Genomic DNA, 17,934 nt, shown 5'->3' on the forward strand with positions numbered 1-17,934 from the left:
CGGCTTATTCCACTTCCGACTTCACGACGGCGAGCGTCTTGGTGTCGTAATAGATCTCGACCTTCTTGCCGTCCTTGTCGTGGCCGTAGATCTCGTAGCAATTGCCATCGACCTTAAACTTGCGGATCTTGTAGCCTTGCGACTCGAGTTGCGCCTTCGCATCCGATTCCTTCATCCACTCGCTCTTCGGATGCGCCGTGCAATCCGCTTTCGCGAACGCCGCGCCCGAGAAACCCAACGCCAACGACAAAGCCAAAACCTTAAGCATCGCTAACTCCCGGTGTTTTCGAACTGGTTACTCTACTGCCACCGGGAGCGCGTCGCAAGCATATTGAAAGTTTGTCCCCTAACGCTTGCCTTGCTGGCGAATTTGTTCGAGTGTCGCGCCCGGCGTGCTCTGATCCTGCGGAATGCGGATTTCGATGACGGCCGGGAGGCCGGAATTCCGCGCGCGCTCGAACGCAGGCATGAACGCGTCCGTCGTCTCGACCAGTTCGCCATGCGCGCCGAACGCGCGCGCATAGGCGGCGAAATCCGGATTCGTGAGCTGCGTGCCGTGCTGCCGATTCGGATAGTGCCGCTCCTGGTGCATGCGGATCGTGCCGTACTGCGCGTTGTTCACGACGATGAAAATCACCGGCAGCCGATACTGCATCGCCGTGGCGATTTCCTGGCTCGACATCATGAAGCAGCCGTCGCCCGCGAGCGCGATCACCGTGCGATCCGGATACAGCGACTTCGCGGCGATGGCGGCGGGCACGCCGTAGCCCATCGCGCCACTCGTCGGCGCCACCTGCGAGCGGAAATGCCGATACGAATAATGCCGATGCAGCCACGTCGCGTAATTGCCCGCGCCGTTCGTGAGGATCGAATCGGCGGGAATCGTTTCCGCGAGCTGGCGCATGATCTCGCCGAGTTGCACGTCGCCGAGCATGGGGCGCGGCTTGCGCCATTCGAGATACGCGGCGTGCGCGGCCTCGGCTTCGCCGCTCCATGCGATCGCCGATGGCGGCTTCAGGCCCGCGAGCATCGACGCGATTTCCGGCATGCCGGAGACGATGGGCAGATCCGCGCTGTACACCCGCCCGAGTTCCTCCGCGCCCTGATGAACGTGGATGAGCGTCTGCTTCGTCTTCGGGATGTCGAGCAGGGTATAGCCGCTCGTCGTCGATTCGCCCATGCGCGGGCCGAGCACGAACAGCACGTCGGCGTCGCGGATGCGCGCGGCGAGCACCGGGTTGATGCCGAGACCGACATCGCCCGCATAGTCCGGATGCTCGTTGTTGAGCGTGTCCTGATAGCGGAACGCGCAGCCCACCGGCAACTGCCATTGCTCGACGAAGCGCGCGAAATCCTGCGTCGCCTCCGTGGTCCAGCCGCTGCCGCCCGCGATCACGAACGGTTTCTTCGCATTCGCGAGCAGGTCGCGGAGTTTTTCGATCTGCGCGGAAGAAGGCGAAGCGGCCACGCGCTGATAACGCGGCGCGGGCGGCGCGGCATCGACCATTTCGGTCAGCATGTCTTCCGGCAACGCGAGCACGACCGGACCGGGACGGCCCGATGTCGCGAGATGAAACGCGTGGCTCATGTATTCCGGCACGCGGCGCGGATCGTCGATCTGCGCGACCCATTTCGCCATCTGGCCGAACATGCGCCGATAGTCGATCTCCTGAAACGCCTCGCGATCCATATGCTCGCGCGCGCATTGGCCGATGAGCAGGATCATCGGCGTCGAATCCTGAAATGCGGTGTGCACGCCGATCGACGCGTGCGTGGCGCCCGGCCCGCGCGTGACGATGGCGACGCCCGGCCGTCCGGTGAGCTTGCCGACGGCTTCGGCCATGTTCGCCGCGCCCGCCTCGTGGCGGCACACGATGGTCTGAATCTGCGAGGTTTCGTCGTGCAGCGAATCGAGCACGGCGAGGAAGCTCTCGCCCGGCACGCAGAACACACGCTCGACGCCGTGATGCACGAGCGCGTCGACGACGAGACGCGCGCCGGTGGTTTGATCCTGCGAAGAAGGGACAGCGGACGTCATGCGAAGAACTCCTTTGAATGTCCGGCTTTGCACGGGAAATGACCCTGAAGCTTACGCCCTCGCGCACACGCACGGAAACGCGCGAAGCGGAATCTTTTTCCGACGAACCCTCGCGTCCTCGACACGCCGCGCGTTTCCATCAGCCGAAATACCCCTTTTTCTCGCCCCTTATCCAGCGATGGGCGAACGCTCAAGTTCGCAATAATGGCTTCACTGAAAAGCGGGCACGGCAATAAGCCAGTGGCTTCCGCTACGCAAAGATCGCAGTCTCATACCTCATCGGGGGCAAGTTTGAACATTCGTAAATTCATCGGCGCGAACAGCCGCGACGCATTGCGCCAGGTTCGTGAAGCGCTCGGACCCGATGCCGTGGTGCTGTCGAATCGCACGCTGGATGATGGCTCCGTCGAGATCGTGGGTGTCGCGGACAGCGATATCGCTTCGATTTCGCCAGCCGCGAAGGAACAGGCCGTGCGCTCCGGCGGTTCGTCGCGCGCCGCGCTGGCCGCCGCCGCCGCCGCCGCCGCGATGCCCGCCCGGCAAGCTGCCGCGAATCCGTACGCCAGCGGCGACGTGTTCTCGTCGGTGTTCGGCGCGAACACGGACACCGATGAAGACGACGAACTGCAAGAACACCAAGCATCCGCCGATGAGGCGCCGCACACGCTGGCCGATTCGAATCCGTGGCTGATCGAGCATGCGAAGCGCATCGCGCAGAACGCATCGATGCCGTCGAATCGTCCGCTCACGCCGTCCGCCGCCATTGCGCGCGGCATGGGCGTGCCGGTGACGGCGAGCGCGCCGAAACCGCGCGCCGAGCAGCCGGAAACGGGAAAGTACGCGATGCGCCAGCAGGCGAAGCGCGCTGAGCCCATCGTGGAGCCGAAGGTCGAAACGCCGGACTGGGCGCGCGAAGCCGCGCAGGTCGCAGCACGCCGCGCCGCGCAGAAGATCAACGCAGCCGCGCCCCAAGCCGCCGCGCCTGAAGCGAGCGCCGCTCCGGCAGCGAAGGAAAACGCCTTCGAAGGCCTGCCCGCAAACGCGGCGGCCGTCGTCACCGAAGCCATCCGCGCCCGCATGGAGCAGGTTGTCAACGAAACGGTGATGAACGAACTCTCGTCGATGCGCGAGATGATGGAAGAGCACTTTTCCGGCTTGCTGTGGGGCGAGCGCCAGCGCCGCAACGCGACGGGCGGCGCGCTGACCAAGCGCCTGTTCGCCGCCGGCTTCTCCGCGCAGCTCGTGCGCATGATGATGGACAACATGCCGGAGATGGAAAGCGTCGAAGGCGCGCTCGAGTGGGTGCAGCAAGTGCTCGAAGCGAACATCCCGGTGATGGACAGCGAAGACGCGCTGATGGAGCGCGGCGGCGTGTTCGCGCTGATGGGCCCGACGGGCGTCGGCAAGACGACGACCACGGCGAAGCTCGCGGCGCGCTGCGTGATGCGCTTCGGCGCGAGCAAGGTCGCGCTGCTCACGACCGACAGCTACCGTATCGGCGCGCACGAGCAACTGCGCATCTTCGGCAAGATCCTGGGCGTATCGGTTCACGCGGTGAAGGACGCCGCTGATCTCCAGCTCGCGCTCTCCGAGCTGCGCAACAAACATATCGTGCTGATCGACACGATCGGCATGAGCCAGCGCGATCGCATGGTTTCCGACCAGATCGCGATGCTGTGCGGCGCGGGTCACCCGGTGCAGCGCATTCTGCTGCTCAACGCGACCAGCCACGGCGACACGCTCAACGAAGTCGTGCAGGCCTACAAGAGCGCGCCGGATCAGCCGCCGCTCGCGGGCTGCATTCTGACCAAGCTCGACGAAGCCACCAATCTCGGCGGCGTGCTCGACACGGTCATCCGCTACAAGCTGCCGGTGCATTACGTATCGACGGGCCAGAAGGTGCCGGAGAACCTGTACGTCGCGACCAAGCGATTCCTCATCAAGAGCGCGTTCTGCATTCCGCGCGACGGCTCGCCGTTCGTGCCGCAGGAAGAAGAAGTGCCGGCGCTGCTCTCCGCGCTTTCCGCGCGCGCTTCCACCGAAATGCATGGGGTGCACTTTGGATAAGTTCGTGCTCGACCAGGCGGAAGGTCTGCGACGTCTCCTCACGCGCGCCGGTGCGCGCGTGGTGGCGATCGTGGGCGGGCCGGCGGGAATCGGCTGCACGTCGGCGGTGGTGAATCTGGGCGCGGCGCTCGCCGTGCACGGCAAGGACGTGCTCGTGATCGACGAGCACAGCAACGCGGGATCGGCCGGCCGTCTCGCGGGCATCGAAGACGCGGGCGCGCTCGCATCGGTGATGTCGGGACGACGCGCCCTCGCGGATGCCGTCCAGCGCACGCCGTTCGGCTTCTCGCTGATCGCCGCGCCGCGCGACGAACGCATCAGCCATGACGCCGCGCAATGCCGCGCGCTGCTCGACGGCCCGGCGGACATCGTGCTGATCGATGCGCAACTCGATCGACATGGCGCGCTCTCGTCGCTCGCGGCGCAGGCGCATGACTTTCTGATTGTGACGCGGGTGGCCGCGTCGGCGATCACCGAGGCGTATGCGTGCATGAAGCGCCTGCACTACGCCCATGCGATCGGCCAGTTCCGCGTGCTCATCAATCACGTGCAGAACCCGGCCGACGCGGCGGTCGCGTTCGACAACCTGTCGGGTGTCGCGAGCCGGTATCTGGCCGTGTCGCTCGTGCAGGCGGGTTATGTGTCCGAGGATGCGCGCGTCGCTCGGGCGAAGGATCTTTCTCGCTGCGCAGTCGAAGCGTTCCCGGCCACGGCCGCGGCACGCGACTACCGCGCGATCGCGGCGGAGCTCCTGCACTGGCCGATGCGCCCCGCGCCGTACATGCGGGCGGCGGGCGGACAGGCAGACACGCAGATTCCAGTTGGCGACCCGATCAAGGGCGCGCGGGAGGCGTCGCAACGTGCGGCTGCGCTTCACGATTTCGCAATGAGCAGCACGGCGTCGATGTGATCAAGATAGGTGACCAAGATGTATAACGCCCAAGGCAAACTCTCACAGTCGGACGTGCTGACGAAATATGCGCCGCTCGTTCGCCGGCTGGGGCTCCAGCTCGTCGCCAAGATGCCGGCGAGCGTCGATCTCGACGATCTCATCCAGGCCGGCATGATCGGCCTGATGGACGCGGCGAGCCGCTACAAGGAAGATCAGGGCGCGCAATTCGAGACGTATGCGAGCCAGCGCATTCGCGGCGCGATGCTCGATGAGCTGCGCGCCAACGACTGGCTGCCGCGCAGCATGCGCAAGACTTCGCGCGAAGTGGAATCGGCGGTGCACAAGGTCGAGCAGAACCTCGGCCGTTCGGCGAGCGAGACGGAAATCGCCGAGCACATGAATCTGCCGCTCGATGAATATCAGTCGATGCTGCAGGACTTGCACGGCAGCCAGCTGATCTACTACGAAGACTTCGACCGCTCCGCCGACGACGAGCCGTTCCTCGACCGCTATTGCGTCGACCGTTCGGACCCGCTGTCCGCGCTGCTCGATGACAGCCTGCGCGGCGCGCTGATCGAAGCCATCGACAAGCTGCCGGAGCGCGAGAAGCTCTTGATGAGCCTTTACTACGAACGCGGCCTGAACCTGCGCGAAATCGGCGCGGTGATGGAAGTGAGCGAATCGCGCGTGTGCCAGTTGCACAGCCAGGCGGTCGCGCGCCTGCGTACCAAGCTGCGCGAGCAGGCGTGGACCAGCGTCGAGGCGTGATTCAGATTCGAGGAGGTTTGCCCGCAGCGATGCGGGCATTTTTTTAGTTGCTTTCGAAGTCGCGGGTTTCGGCGAATACCGTTTTACCTTCGCCGAGGCTTTTCGCACGATACATCGCGCGGTCCGCGGCGCGCAGCACGGCGGTCATGCCCGACTGACGCGCGGCCGTCGCGCTGGAAAGCAGACATGCGCCGATGCTCGCCGATACCGACACCGGCCGCTCCTGCACCGACGTGATTGCGCCGAGCACCGAGTGAATGCTGTCGGCTACCGCGAGCACGGCGGCGCGGTCACGCACCTGATGCGCGAGCACGACGAATTCGTCGCCGCCCAGACGCGCGATGGTGTCGGTCTTGCGCATGCGTTTTGCGAGGGTCTGCGCGAAGGACTGCAGCAGCATGTCGCCGACCGCATGGCCGTAGGTGTCGTTCACTTCCTTGAAGCCGTCGAGGTCGATCAGCAGCAGGGCGGTCGCTTGCCGGTCACCGGCTTCGGGCGTCGCCATCGCGCGATCGACGATCTGCTCGAGCGCGTAGCGGTTCGACAAACCCGTGAGCGGATCGGTCGATGCCTGACGCGCGAGATCGCGATTCGCGTTGCCGAGGCGGTCGACGAGCACGCTCAGATACACCGATGCGCCCAGCACGCTGAGTCCCAGGCCGATCGCCGCGGGCAGATTCTCGCTCCACCACGGCTGCCAGATGCCGAGCGCGGCGATCACGCACGACGCGGTCGCGCACGAGACGGCGAGCGTGCGCTTGCCATAGCGACATCCCGAGCCGATCAGAAACCAGAACATGACCCAGATGAGCGGCAGCGCGGTGGCGCCGCCTGAGCCGAGCGCGAGACCGAGCAGCGCCTGATCGGCGATGGTCGTGACGGTGAGACGCTTTCCGGACGACGCTTTCATGCGGCTCACGATGAGCAGCGTAATGACACCGTAGGTCACATAGATCGCGATGAGTCGCGTGACCATCGATGCATCGTGCGACGGGCGCAGCCACGCGAAGATGCCGTAGGCCAGAAGAACCACTGCGCCCATCCAGACCCGCAGCGTGGCCTGCTCGCGTTCGGGATTCCGATGCCCGGACAATGCCGAGGCATAGGCCCGTCGGTCCGCTTGATGCGCCTGCTCCATACTGCACCCCTGGATCGTGATTTCTTTATTTTCTCGTGCTGTTATGTAATGCGGCCCCGTCGCATGGCATCGGCGAAATGGTGCTGCATAGAGTCTCACCGAGCGAGCGATCCGCTATTTTGCAACGTTTTGCGAAGACACTGTGTTTCGTGTAAGAACCTCTTTCGGACATCTATTACTCGTTCATTGGCGATGCGTGAAAGAACTTCTCTGGCGGGTGAATGGCTGCCGGTGTGCAATGGCGTGGACGTGCCGGAAGGCGGCGCACGCGGGTTCATCGTGGCGGACGAGCGGATCGTCGTGTGGCGCGACAGCATCGGCGCGGCGCATGTGTGGCGCGATTACTGTCCGCATCGCGGCGCGCAGTTGTCGCTCGGGCACGTGATGCGCGACCGGATCGTGTGTCCGTATCACGGCTGGAGTTACGACATCGAAGGGCAGTGTCTGCGGATTCCGTCGAATCCTTCGTTGCGGCCGTCGAAGCGGGCTTGCGCGACGACTTACCTCTGCGAGGAGAAATACGGCGTCATCTGGATGTGTTTTGATGAACCCGCTTATCCCCTCGATTTCTTTCCCGAAGCCGTGATTCCCGGCGCGCGACGGATCAATCTCGCGCCACAGACGGTGAGGTCGTCGGGGCCGCGTGTGGTCGAGAATTTTCTGGACATGGCGCACTTTTCGTTCGTGCATGTGGGCATTCTGGGCGAGGACGCGCATACGGAAGTGCCCGACTACGAAGTCATCGTTCGACAGGATGGGCTCGAGGCGCGCGGATGTCGTTACTGGCAGCCTGCGGGCATTCCGGGGCAGGGCGGCGGCGCGATGATCGACTATGTGTATCGCGTGAAGCGGCCTTTGATCGCGAGCCTCACGAAGATGGCGGGCGGCGGGCTGGGCGCGCTGCATATCATGCTGGCGGCGTCGCCCGTGACGGAGGCGGAGACGCGCGCGTGGCTGGTTTCCATTCACGAGGATGACGCGACGCATTCCGATCAGGAGCTATACGACTTCAATATGGAGATCCTGATGCAGGACACGCCGATTGTGGAGTCGCAATGGCCTCAGCGTCTGCCGCTGGATCTCGATGCGGAGTTGCATCAGAGGTGCGATCGGATGGCGGTGGCTTACCGCCGGTGGCTGGCGGGGATGGGGTTTGGCTACGGCACGGTGCCTGACAGTTCCGAAGAGGGTGTTCGCTCTTCGTGAATTTCTTTACCGGCTGTTGGGCGGTAGCGGGTGTTGCTTGAGTGTCGAGCGAATTTGGCGCGCGCGATTCGATTCGCGCGCGGCGCGCGGGACGGGAAGAGCTTCGAATCTTAAGGAATCATTTGGCGCGCCCGGCTGGGATCGAACCAGCAACCCCTGCCTTCGGAGGGCAGTACTCTATCCATTGAGCTACGGGCGCATCTGAGAAGGGCTTTGCGGAGGAAAGCGCGCCCGGTGACAAGACCGAAAGGCGGCGGCAAGGCCCATGCGAATCCGAGAGAATACCTGTTTTCCATGACTTCGTCCATCGCACGGGGCTACGGCCTCTACGTGGAACGATTCCGCAAGCATCACACGATTCGGGTAAACGCCCGTTCCGCCGCCCCGACCGCCTCGCGCCGACAGTTAAGTGTTCCGTCTATAATCGACCGTGCCTTTCCCCAAGGCGCGCGCCTGTGCGCAATGCAATGCCGTAGCTGTCACGCTGTCACTGAACCGACTCACACCAAAAAACGGGAGACGAGACAAGCATGAGCGAAGCACCCCACGGAGCCCCGATCAAGACGCCCGGTCAACTCATCGCCGCGGTCATCGCGGGATTCGGCATCCCGGTCGCCATCATCATTTTGCTCGCGGTGTATGTGAACAACTCGACGCGTACCGGCGCCGGCACCGACATCGAACAATCGGTGAAGGAGCGCATCGCGCCGGTTGCACAAGTCGATGTCCGCGACGCCAACGCGCCACGCGTCTACAAAACCGGCGAGGAAGTATTCAAGGCCGTGTGCTCGGCCTGTCACGCGACAGGCACCGCGGGCGCGCCCAAGTTCGGCGATGCAGGCGCCTGGGCCCCGCGCATCGGCGAAGGTTACGACACGCTGCTGCACAACGCGCTCAACGGCAAGGGCGCCATGCCCGCGCGCGGCGGCACCAGTCCCGACGACTACAGCGACTTCGAAATCGCGCGCGCGGTCGTCTATATGGCGAACGGCAGCGGCGGCAAGCTCGCTGAACCGGCGCAGCCCGCACCGGGCGCGGCGGCAAGCGCGGCAGCGGCATCCGGCGCGGCAGCGCCCGCCGCAGCGAGTTCGAACGAAAACGCGCAAGCGGCTGCAGCGGTCGCCGCGCTCGCATCGGTGCCGCAAGCATCGGCGGCACCGGCCGCTGGCGCGCAAAGCGCGGACGCCGCGCAGGCCGGCAAGGCGCTTTACGAACAGGTTTGCCAGGCGTGTCATGCGGCAGGCGTGCTCGGCGCACCGAAGTTCGGCGACAAGGCAGCGTGGGCGCCGCGTCTGAAGGAGCCGATGGACACCGTCTACAACTACGCGCTGCACGGCAAGGGCGCGATGCCGCCGAAGGGCGGATCGAACGCGTCGGACGCGGACGTGAAGGCGGCCGTCGATTACATGGCGAACGCGGCGAAGTAATCCGGGCATCGATAAAAAAACCCTGCACGCGCGAGCGTCGCAGGGTTTTTTCATGCCGGGCGAAAAGCGAGGCTCAGCCCTTCTGCAGCATCGCCTTCAGCATCGCCATGCGGTCTTTCGGCGACAGCGGCTTTTCCTCGGCCGTCGGCGGCGGCGCATCGTCGAGCAGCATCTCGGGAATGAAGCGCGACGGCTCGCACACCACCGTCTCCCGCGCGCGCTTGCGCTTCTTGCACCAGTTCAGATGCAGGCTGCGCTGCGCCCGCGTGATCGCCACATACATCAGCCGGCGCTCTTCCTCGATGCGCGAATTGTCGATGGGCGCGTCATCGTCCGAGCCGCCGCGATGCGGCATGATGCCTTCCTCGACGCCCACCAGAAACACGTGCGGATATTCCAGCCCCTTCGACGCATGCACCGTCGAAAGCCGCACCGCGTCCGGATCTTCCTCCTTGCCTTCGAGCATCGACATCAGCGCGACTGTCTGGATCAGGCCGAGCAGGTTCTTGCCTTCATCGGCTAAACCGTCGGCGGTGTCGTAACCGGTTTGCTCTGCTCCCGGCGCGGCGTCGGGCTTCGTGCCCTTGCGCTTGAGCCATTCGAGAAACTCGAGCACGTTCTGCCATTTCGATTGCGCCTGGCGCTCGTCGTGCGCGTCGTAGAGATACGACTCGTAGTGGATGGCCTCCATCATGTCGTCGAGCACTTCGGTCGCGGGATCGCGCGCGGCGCGGTCCGACAGGCGGCGAATCCACTCGCAGAACGTGCGCAGCGGCTCGACCTGCCGCGCCGACAGCCGCGCCTCGATGCCGCCCATGAACACCGCCTCGAACAGCGACACCTTCGCCGCGCCCGCGAACGCGCCGAGCGCTTCGAGCGTGGTGTTGCCGACTCCGCGCCGCGGCGTCGTGATCGCGCGGATGAACGCGGGATCGTCGTCCGGATTCGCGATCAGCCGCAGATACGCGATGATGTCCTTGATCTCCGCGCGATCGAAAAACGACTGCCCGCCCGACAGCACATAAGGAATGCGCTCGCGCCGCAGCACCTGTTCGAAGATGCGCGCCTGAAAGTTGCCGCGATAAAGAATCGCGTAATCGCGAAACTGCGCGCGTCGCTCGAACTTGTGCGCCGACAGGCGGAACACGACGGATTCCGCCTCGTGCTCTTCGTCGTTGCAGCCGGTCACGGTGATCGTGTCGCCCATGCCGTGCTCGGACCACAGCTTCTTCTCGAACAGCTTCGGATTATTCGCGATGACGTTGTTCGCCGCCGTCAGAATGCGCACTGTCGAGCGATAGTTCTGCTCCAGCTTGATGACATGCAGCTTCGGGAAATCCTTGCCGAGTTGCGCCAGATTCTCGATGGTCGCGCCGCGCCAGCCGTAGATCGCCTGATCGTCGTCGCCGACCGCCGTGAACGCGGCGCGCGGACCGGCGAGCAGCTTCACCAGTTCGTACTGGCACGCGTTCGTGTCCTGATACTCGTCGATCAGCAGATAACGCAGCCGGTTCTGCCACTTGTCGCGCACCTGCTCGTTCTCCGCGAAAAGCTGTGCGGGGCGCAGGATCAGATCGTCGAAATCGAGCGCCTGATACGCGTGCAGCGTCGCCGCGTAACTCCGGTAGACGATCGCCGCCTGATGCTCGTCCTCGTTGTTCGCGAGCACGGCCGCCTGATCGGGCGACACCATGCCGTTCTTCCACAGCGAGATGATCGACTGGATCTTGCGGATCAAGCCCTTGTCGGTCGTGCCGAGCTGCTCCTGCACCATGCCGAAGCAGTCATCCGAATCCATGATGGAAAACTGCGGCTTCAGCCCGACATGCTCAGCTTCCTGCCGCATGATCTGCACGCCGAGCGAGTGAAAGGTGCAGACCGTCAACTGATTGACGGGAATCTTGCGGCCTTCCTTGCCGGGCGTCGTCAGCGTCTTGCCTTCGAGCAGCTTCCCGGTGCGCTCGCGCATTTCGAGCGCGGCCTTGTTCGTGAAGGTGAGCGCGGCGATGTGCTTCGGCTCGAAGCCTTTTCCTTCGATCAGGTGCGCGATCTTCTGCGTGATCACGCGCGTCTTGCCGCTGCCCGCGCCGGCGAGCACGAGACAGGGACCGTCGAGATAGCGCACGGCTTCGCTTTGCGCGGCGTTCAGACCTGCGGACATCGTTCTGGGCTTTGGATTCTGAGGCGCGCGGCAACAGCCGGCGCATGGAGGAGTGCGCGATGTTAACACGCCGGGACGGGTGCGGTTTTGGCCCCATGTCGTCGATCGGCGCGGGCGCGCGTGCCACAATATCGAACCGATCACGACAGAACGATGCCAGCATGGACACAGCACTGAAAGTCGGCGTAATGGGCTACGGCCTTGCCGGCGCGACGTTTCACGCGCCCGTCATCGAGCATTGCGGACGCGCGGAAGTCGCGGCGATCGCGACCAGCCAGGCCGAGCGCGCGCAGGCCGACTATCCGAACGCGCGGATCGTCCCGGATTTCGATGCGCTGCTCGCGGTCGATGGCCTCGAATGCGTCGTTGTCGCGACGCCGAACGACACGCACTTCGATCTCGCGCATCGGGCGCTGTCGGCGGGCAAGCACGTCGTCGTCGACAAGCCGGTGACGCTCTCCGCCGCCGACGCCCGCACGCTCGCGGATCTCGCGCAACAGAAAGGGCTGCTGTTCGCGCCGTTCCACAATCGCCGCTGGGACGGCGATTTCATGACGGTGCGCGCGCTGCTGGAAAGCGGGCGGCTCGGGCGCATCGCGCATTACGAATCGCATTTCGACCGCTTTCGCCCGAAGGTGCCGCAGCGCTGGCGCGAGGAAGCCGAGCGCGGCGGCGGTCTGCTGTTCGATCTCGGGCCGCATCTGATCGATCAGGCGCTGACGCTGTTCGGCGCGCCGCAGACCGTGACGGCCTTCGTGAAGGCGCATCGGGATCACGCGCACGCGCCGGATTACGTGCATCTCGTGCTCGGCTACGATGGCCACGAGGTCATCCTGCACGCGAGCGCGCTGACGGCGCTCGATCCGCCGCGTTTCTCGATTCACGGCACGCGCGGCAGCTACGTCAAGAACGGGCTGGACACGCAGGAAGATCAGTTGCGTTCGGGCATGCGGCCGGGCAATCCGGAGTTCGGCAAGAATCCGCCGGGTCTTTTGCGCGAAGTCGATGGCGACCTGGACCTGCGTCACGAATTCGCCACGAAAGATGGCGCGTATATCGAGTTTTATCGCGCGCTGGCAGCGGCGATTCAGGATGGCAAGCCGTTTCCGGTGAGCGCGCAGGACGCCGTCGACGTGATGACGATCATCGAACTGGCGATGCAGAGCGAGCGGGAGAAGCGCAGCATTCCGTTCCAGCGGATCGGGTAGAAAAGCGCCGTCCGGCGGGCGTGTGCGCTGTCCATCGGAGGCGCCCGAATCCGTTTGACAACGCCAATCCGGTCGCGTAAATTCTGCCGCACGCGTCGGGAGAGCGCGTGGCTGCTGTTGTTCCAGTGAAACGACAGCGAAGGCCGCGCCGCCGAAGGGGCATACCCGCAAACTCTCAGGCAAAAGGACCGACCGCGTCGAGGAATTCACTCTTTTGGGTCGATTTCCTCGCACTCTGGAGAGCGGCAGCGGTTTTCGTCCGAAGATCAGCTGCCCACCGAAGGGGCGCGCGCCGAACCGTCAGCAAGAGCACGGTTCGCGCAATCTCTCAGGTACCGAGGACAGAGGGGTCACGCATCGCAATCGCTCGCGGCATGAGCCTTGCGCGCTGCTTCCGGCAGCACGAAAGGCGCATTGCAGGAGCTAAAAGTGCGCTGCGTGGCCTTTTTTGTTTCGCGAACCGAGGCCCCGATGACTTCTCTTCAACACACGCCCCTGCACGCCGCCCACCTCGCGCTCAACGCGCGCATGGTCGATTTCGGCGGCTGGGACATGCCCGTCAACTACGGTTCGCAGATCGACGAGCATCGCGCGGTGCGCACCGATGCCGGCATGTTCGACGTGTCGCACATGCGCGTCGTCGATTTCGAAGGCGAGGCCGCCCGCAAATTCTTCAAGTACGCGATCGCCAATAACGTCGACAAGCTGACGACGCCGGGCAAGGCGCTCTACTCGTGCCTGCTCGATGGCGACGGCGGCGTCATCGACGATCTGATCGTCTATTACTTCTCCGAGACAAGTTTTCGCGTCGTCGTGAACGCGGGCACGGCGGAGAAGGACATCGCCTGGTTCGGCCAGTTGAACGCCGAGGGCGAATTCAACCTGTCGATTGCGCCGCGCCGCGATCTCGCGATCATCGCCGTGCAAGGCCCGAACGCGCGCGAGAAAGTCTGGCAAGTGCTGCCCGACACGCGTGCGCAAACCCAGGACATCAAGCCGTTCAACGCGGTCGTTTTCCCGAACACGCAATTTGGCGAGCTGATGCTCGCGCGCACCGGCTACACCGGCGAGGACGGCTTCGAAATCGTCGTGCCGGCGACGCAGGTCGAAGCGCTGTGGAACGGGTTCGCTGCAGCGGGCATCAAGCCGGCAGGTCTCGGCGCGCGCGACACGCTGCGCCTGGAAGCCGGAATGAATCTGTACGGCCAGGACATGGACGAAAAGGTCTCGCCGCTCGACGCAGGCCTGGCGTGGACCGTCGATCTGAAATCGGAACGCGATTTCGTCGGCCGCAGCGCGCTCGAGGCGCACGGGTCGAAGGCGAATTTCGTCGGCCTCGTGCTCATCAAGGAAAACGGCAAGGCGGGCGGCGTGCTGCGCGCGCATCAGAAAGTCGTCACCGAACACGGCGAGGGCGAGATCACCAGCGGCACGTTTTCGCCGTCGATGCAGGAATCCATCGCGTTCGCACGGGTGCCCGTCGAGACCAAAACGGGCGATACCGTTCAGGTCGTCATCCGCGACAAACAGCTTCCCGCGCGCGTGGTAAAACTTCCGTTCGTGCGCAACGGCAAGGTTCTCGTGGAACTTTCCTGACAGCGCGCGCCCACCGATCACGAACCTCTAGAAAGAACCACGCAAGGAGCATCCAATGAGCATCCCGGCCGATCTGAAATACACCGAATCGCACGAATGGGTCCGCACCGAAGCCGACGGCACGCTGACCATCGGCATCACCGACCACGCGCAGGAAGCGCTCGGCGACATCGTGTTCGTCGAACTGCCCGCAGCCGGCAAGGCCGTCGCGGCGGGTGACGCCATCGCGGTGATCGAATCGGTGAAGGCCGCATCCGACATCTACGCGCCGGTTTCGGGCGAAGTCATCGAATCGAACGACGCGCTGACTTCCGCGCCGGATCAAGTGAACGGCGCGCCCTACGAAAGCTGGCTCTTCAAGATCAAGCCGTCCTCCGACGCGGGTCTCGACAAGCTGCTCGATGCCGAAGGTTACGGCAAGTCGATCGGCGAATAACTTTTAATCGACGAAGGCGGTTCTTCGAAAGCAAGGACCGCCATTCGCAGGAATTCACATGAAGCTCGAACACCCGGATCGCCTGATGAACCGCACATCCCTGTCACTCGCCGCGCTCGAATGTCACGACGCATTCGCCGAGCGGCACATCGGCCCCGATGATGCGGACCAGCGCGCCATGCTCGACGCGCTCGGTTTCGCGTCGCGCGCGGCATTCATCGACGCGGTGATTCCTGAATCGATCCGCCGCAAGGAAACGCTGCCGCTCGGCGCGTTCACGCAGCCGAAGAGCGAAGCGGAAGCGCTCGCTTCGTTGCGCAAGCTGGCGGACGAGAATCTGGTGTTCCGGACTTATATCGGCCAGGGTTACTACGGCACGCACACGCCGGCGGTAATCCTGCGCAACGTGCTCGAAAATCCGGCGTGGTACACGGCTTACACGCCGTATCAGCCGGAGATTTCGCAAGGGCGCCTCGAAGCGCTGCTGAACTTCCAGCAAATGGTGATGGACCTGACCGGCCTGGCGATGTCGAACGCCTCGCTGCTCGACGAAGCCACCGCCGCGGCCGAAGCGATGACGCTTGTGCAACGCGTCGGCAAGCCGAAGTCGAACATCTTCTACGTCGCCGATGACGTGCTGCCGCAGACCATCGAAGTCGTGAAGACGCGCGCGAAGCCGGCGGGCATCGAAGTGAAGGTCGGTCCCGCAGCGGACGCCGCCAGCGCGAACGCGTTCGGCGTGCTGCTGCAATATCCCGGCGCGAACGGCGATGTGCGCGACTATCGCGCGCTGGCCGAAGCGATCCACGCGGCGGGCGGCCACGTGGTCGCGGCAGCGGACCTGCTCGCGCTGACGCTCATCACGCCGCCGGGTGAGTGGGGCGCGGACGTCGCGATCGGCAACACGCAGCGCTTCGGCGTGCCGGTCGGCTTCGGCGGCCCGCACGCTGCGTACATGGCCGTGCGCGACGAGTTCAAGCGCCAGATGCCGGGCCGTCTCGTCGGCGTGACCGTCGATGCGCAAGGCAATTCCGCGCTGCGTCTCGCGCTGCAGACGCGCGAACAGCACATCCGCCGCGAGAAGGCGACGTCGAATGTCTGCACGGCGCAGGCGCTGCTCGCGATCATGGCGAGCATGTATGCGGTCTATCACGGCCCGCGCGGGCTCAAGACCATCGCGCTGCGCGTGAATCGCGTGGCTTCCGTTTTCGCGGCCGGCGTCGAGAAGCTCGGCTATGCCGTGGCGAACAAGACGTTCTTCGACACCGTCACCATCGATAGCGGCGCGAACACGACCGCGCTGCATCAGGCGGCGTATTCGGCGCATATCAACCTGCGCCGCGTGAGCGCCACGCAAGTCGGCGTCTCGCTCGATGAAACCACCACGCGCGACGATCTGCTCAAGCTCTTCGCGCTGTTCGCGGAAGTCGCGGGCAAAACCGAAACCTTCGACATCGACGCGCTCGATCAGGCCGCGCAGGATTCGCTGCCGGCCGAATTGCATCGCACGAGCGAATTCCTCACGCATCCGGTTTTCAATCGACATCACTCGGAAACCGAAATGCTGCGCTACCTGCGCAGTCTCGCGGACAAGGACCTCGCGCTCGACCGCACGATGATCCCGCTCGGTTCCTGCACGATGAAGCTCAACGCGACTTCCGAAATGCTGCCGGTCACGTGGCCCGAGTTCGCGCAGATTCATCCGTTCGCGCCCAATGAGCAGACGGTCGGCTATCGCACGATGATCGACCAGCTCGAACAGATGCTCGTCGCGTGCACGGGTTACGCGGCGGTTTCGCTGCAGCCGAACGCCGGCTCGCAGGGCGAATACGCGGGCCTGCTCATCATTCACGCGTATCACGAGTCGCGCGGCGAAGGGCATCGCAATGTGTGCCTGATTCCGGCGTCCGCGCACGGCACGAATCCGGCGTCGGCGCAGATGGCGGGCATGCAGGTCGTCGTCGTCGCGTGCGATTCGAACGGCAACGTCGATATCGAAGACCTGAAGGCGAAGGCCGAAAAGCATTCGGCGAATCTCGCGGCGATCATGATCACGTATCCGTCCACTCACGGCGTGTTCGAGCGCAATGTCCGCGAAATCTGCGAGATCGTGCACGCGCACGGCGGTCAGGTCTATGTCGACGGCGCCAACATGAACGCGATGGTCGGACTCTGCGCGCCGGGCCAGTTCGGGGGCGACGTTTCGCACCTGAACCTGCACAAGACGTTCTGCATTCCGCACGGCGGCGGCGGACCGGGCGTCGGTCCGGTCGCGGTCGGCGCGCATCTGGCGAAGTTCCTGCCGAATCAGGCGTCCACCGGCTACAAGCGCGATGACGCGGGTATCGGCGCGGTGTCGTCGGCGCCGTATGGCTCGGCCGCGATCCTGCCGATTTCCTGGATGTATATCGCGATGATGGGCGCGAGCGGCCTCACCGCCGCCACCGAAAACGCGATTCTTGCAGCGAACTATGTCGCGAAGCGTCTCGCGCCGCACTATCCTGTTCTGTACAGCGGCGCGGGCGGGCTGGTCGCGCACGAATGCATTCTCGACGTGCGGCCGATCAAGGAATCGAGCGGCATTTCGGTGGAAGACGTGGCCAAGCGCCTGATCGACTACGGTTTCCACGCACCGACTATGAGCTTCCCGGTTCCCGGCACGCTGATGGTCGAGCCGACGGAATCGGAGTCGAAGGAAGAACTCGACCGCTTCATCGACGCGATGATCGCGATCCGCGAGGAAATCCGCGCGGTGGAAGAGGACCGCGCCGACCGCGAGGACAATGTGTTGAGGAACGCGCCGCATACCGCGGCGGTGGTCGCTTCGGATGCGTGGGAGCACAAGTACACGCGTGAATCGGCGGCTTATCCGCTGAAATCGCTGGTGACGCGCAAGTACTGGTCGCCGGTCGGCCGCGCAGACAACGCGTATGGCGATCGCAACCTGATGTGCTCGTGCGTGCCGATTTCGGAATACACGGACGAGTAAAACGGCAG

13 protein-coding genes, 1 tRNA gene and 2 riboswitches are annotated in these 17,934 nt (G+C 64.4%); of the genes, 9 read left to right on the forward strand and 5 right to left on the reverse strand.

Translation table 11 applies throughout. From position 1 onward, the window contains the following. Positions 1 to 4: 4 nt before the first annotated feature. Positions 5 to 268 carry a PepSY domain-containing protein gene (locus tag AWB79_RS03105; protein ID WP_061165860.1) on the reverse strand — a complete coding sequence of 88 codons (264 nt, stop codon included), beginning with the start codon at positions 266 to 268 and terminating at the stop codon, positions 5 to 7. A 78-nt stretch (positions 269 to 346) separates the two neighbouring features. After that, on the reverse strand, positions 347 to 2,038 hold the full coding sequence (locus tag AWB79_RS03110) for a thiamine pyrophosphate-binding protein (RefSeq protein WP_061165861.1): 1,692 nt from the start codon (positions 2,036 to 2,038) through the stop codon (positions 347 to 349). Between the two features lie 291 nt (positions 2,039 to 2,329). Between AWB79_RS03110 and flhF the strand changes: the two genes are divergently transcribed. The 3 genes from flhF to AWB79_RS03125 are packed head-to-tail and all read left to right on the forward strand — an operon-like array spanning position 2,330 to position 5,765. Next, complete coding sequence (flhF, locus tag AWB79_RS03115) at positions 2,330 to 4,105, forward strand: flagellar biosynthesis GTPase FlhF (RefSeq protein WP_061165862.1); 1,776 nt, start codon at positions 2,330 to 2,332, stop codon at positions 4,103 to 4,105. Further along, positions 4,098 to 5,015, forward strand: coding sequence for a MinD/ParA family ATP-binding protein (locus tag AWB79_RS03120; protein ID WP_061165863.1), 918 nt, complete (start codon positions 4,098 to 4,100; stop codon positions 5,013 to 5,015). Before flhF ends, AWB79_RS03120 begins: the two co-directional genes overlap by 8 nt. Positions 5,016 to 5,033: 18 nt before the next feature. After that, positions 5,034 to 5,765, forward strand: coding sequence for an RNA polymerase sigma factor FliA (locus AWB79_RS03125; protein WP_061165864.1), 732 nt, complete (start codon positions 5,034 to 5,036; stop codon positions 5,763 to 5,765). Between the two features lie 43 nt (positions 5,766 to 5,808). Here AWB79_RS03125 and AWB79_RS03130 read toward each other — a convergent pair whose 3' ends face one another. Further along, entirely contained in the window at positions 5,809 to 6,903 is a 1,095-nt protein-coding gene (locus AWB79_RS03130) for a GGDEF domain-containing protein (RefSeq protein ID WP_061165865.1), read from the reverse strand. Positions 6,904 to 7,095: 192 nt separating this feature from the next. On the opposite strand from AWB79_RS03130, the gene AWB79_RS03135 reads away from it, so the two are divergent. Beyond that, entirely contained in the window at positions 7,096 to 8,109 is a 1,014-nt protein-coding gene (locus AWB79_RS03135; RefSeq protein WP_061165866.1) for a Rieske 2Fe-2S domain-containing protein, read from the forward strand. A gap of 123 nt (positions 8,110 to 8,232) precedes the next feature. Here AWB79_RS03135 and AWB79_RS03140 read toward each other — a convergent pair. Continuing rightward, positions 8,233 to 8,308: transfer RNA gene (locus tag AWB79_RS03140), tRNA-Arg, on the reverse strand. A gap of 331 nt (positions 8,309 to 8,639) precedes the next feature. Here AWB79_RS03140 and AWB79_RS03145 point away from each other — a divergent pair. Further along, positions 8,640 to 9,536, forward strand: a complete 897-nt coding sequence (locus AWB79_RS03145) for a c-type cytochrome (protein WP_061165867.1) — start codon at positions 8,640 to 8,642, stop codon at positions 9,534 to 9,536. A 73-nt stretch (positions 9,537 to 9,609) separates the two neighbouring features. On the opposite strand, the gene AWB79_RS03150 is transcribed toward AWB79_RS03145, so the two are convergent. Further along, complete coding sequence (locus tag AWB79_RS03150) at positions 9,610 to 11,697, reverse strand: UvrD-helicase domain-containing protein (protein ID WP_061165868.1); 2,088 nt, start codon at positions 11,695 to 11,697, stop codon at positions 9,610 to 9,612. Positions 11,698 to 11,858: 161 nt separating this feature from the next. Between AWB79_RS03150 and AWB79_RS03155 the strand changes: the two genes are divergently transcribed. From AWB79_RS03155 to gcvP, 4 genes are all read left to right on the forward strand, one after another. After that, positions 11,859 to 12,905: an oxidoreductase gene (locus AWB79_RS03155; RefSeq protein WP_061165869.1), complete on the forward strand. Its 1,047-nt coding sequence runs from the start codon at positions 11,859 to 11,861 to the stop codon at positions 12,903 to 12,905. A gap of 86 nt (positions 12,906 to 12,991) precedes the next feature. Beyond that, positions 12,992 to 13,106, forward strand: a riboswitch (glycine riboswitch). A gap of 24 nt (positions 13,107 to 13,130) precedes the next feature. After that, a riboswitch (glycine riboswitch) is annotated at positions 13,131 to 13,260 on the forward strand. Positions 13,261 to 13,376: 116 nt separating this feature from the next. Further along, entirely contained in the window at positions 13,377 to 14,501 is a 1,125-nt protein-coding gene (gene gcvT / locus AWB79_RS03160) for a glycine cleavage system aminomethyltransferase GcvT (RefSeq protein WP_061165870.1), read from the forward strand. Between the two features lie 55 nt (positions 14,502 to 14,556). Then, positions 14,557 to 14,937 carry a glycine cleavage system protein GcvH gene (gene gcvH, locus AWB79_RS03165; RefSeq protein ID WP_061165871.1) on the forward strand — a complete coding sequence of 127 codons (381 nt, stop codon included), beginning with the start codon at positions 14,557 to 14,559 and terminating at the stop codon, positions 14,935 to 14,937. 58 nt (positions 14,938 to 14,995) lie between these two features. After that, on the forward strand, positions 14,996 to 17,926 hold the full coding sequence (gcvP, locus tag AWB79_RS03170; RefSeq protein WP_061165872.1) for an aminomethyl-transferring glycine dehydrogenase: 2,931 nt from the start codon (positions 14,996 to 14,998) through the stop codon (positions 17,924 to 17,926). The last annotated feature ends 8 nt before the right edge of the window (positions 17,927 to 17,934 follow it).

Source organism: Caballeronia hypogeia, from assembly GCF_001544875.2.
In the GTDB taxonomy this organism is placed as follows: Bacteria; Pseudomonadota; Gammaproteobacteria; order Burkholderiales; family Burkholderiaceae; genus Caballeronia; species Caballeronia hypogeia.

Excerpts from the sequence above, each read along its gene's own strand:
- AWB79_RS03145 (WP_061165867.1), top strand. The coding sequence starts at position 8,640 with ATGAGCGAAGCACCCCACGGAGCCCCGATCAAGACGCCCGGTCAACTC.
- AWB79_RS03110 (WP_061165861.1), bottom strand. The coding sequence starts at position 2,038 with ATGACGTCCGCTGTCCCTTCTTCGCAGGATCAAACCACCGGCGCGCGT.
- gcvP (WP_061165872.1), top strand. The coding sequence starts at position 14,996 with ATGAAGCTCGAACACCCGGATCGCCTGATGAACCGCACATCCCTGTCA.
- gcvH (WP_061165871.1), top strand. The coding sequence starts at position 14,557 with ATGAGCATCCCGGCCGATCTGAAATACACCGAATCGCACGAATGGGTC.
- gcvT (WP_061165870.1), top strand. The coding sequence starts at position 13,377 with ATGACTTCTCTTCAACACACGCCCCTGCACGCCGCCCACCTCGCGCTC.
- AWB79_RS03130 (WP_061165865.1), bottom strand. The coding sequence starts at position 6,903 with ATGGAGCAGGCGCATCAAGCGGACCGACGGGCCTATGCCTCGGCATTG.
- AWB79_RS03105 (WP_061165860.1), bottom strand. The coding sequence starts at position 268 with ATGCTTAAGGTTTTGGCTTTGTCGTTGGCGTTGGGTTTCTCGGGCGCG.
- AWB79_RS03135 (WP_061165866.1), top strand. The coding sequence starts at position 7,096 with ATGCGTGAAAGAACTTCTCTGGCGGGTGAATGGCTGCCGGTGTGCAAT.
- AWB79_RS03150 (WP_061165868.1), bottom strand. The coding sequence starts at position 11,697 with ATGTCCGCAGGTCTGAACGCCGCGCAAAGCGAAGCCGTGCGCTATCTC.
- AWB79_RS03155 (WP_061165869.1), top strand. The coding sequence starts at position 11,859 with ATGGACACAGCACTGAAAGTCGGCGTAATGGGCTACGGCCTTGCCGGC.
- AWB79_RS03125 (WP_061165864.1), top strand. The coding sequence starts at position 5,034 with ATGTATAACGCCCAAGGCAAACTCTCACAGTCGGACGTGCTGACGAAA.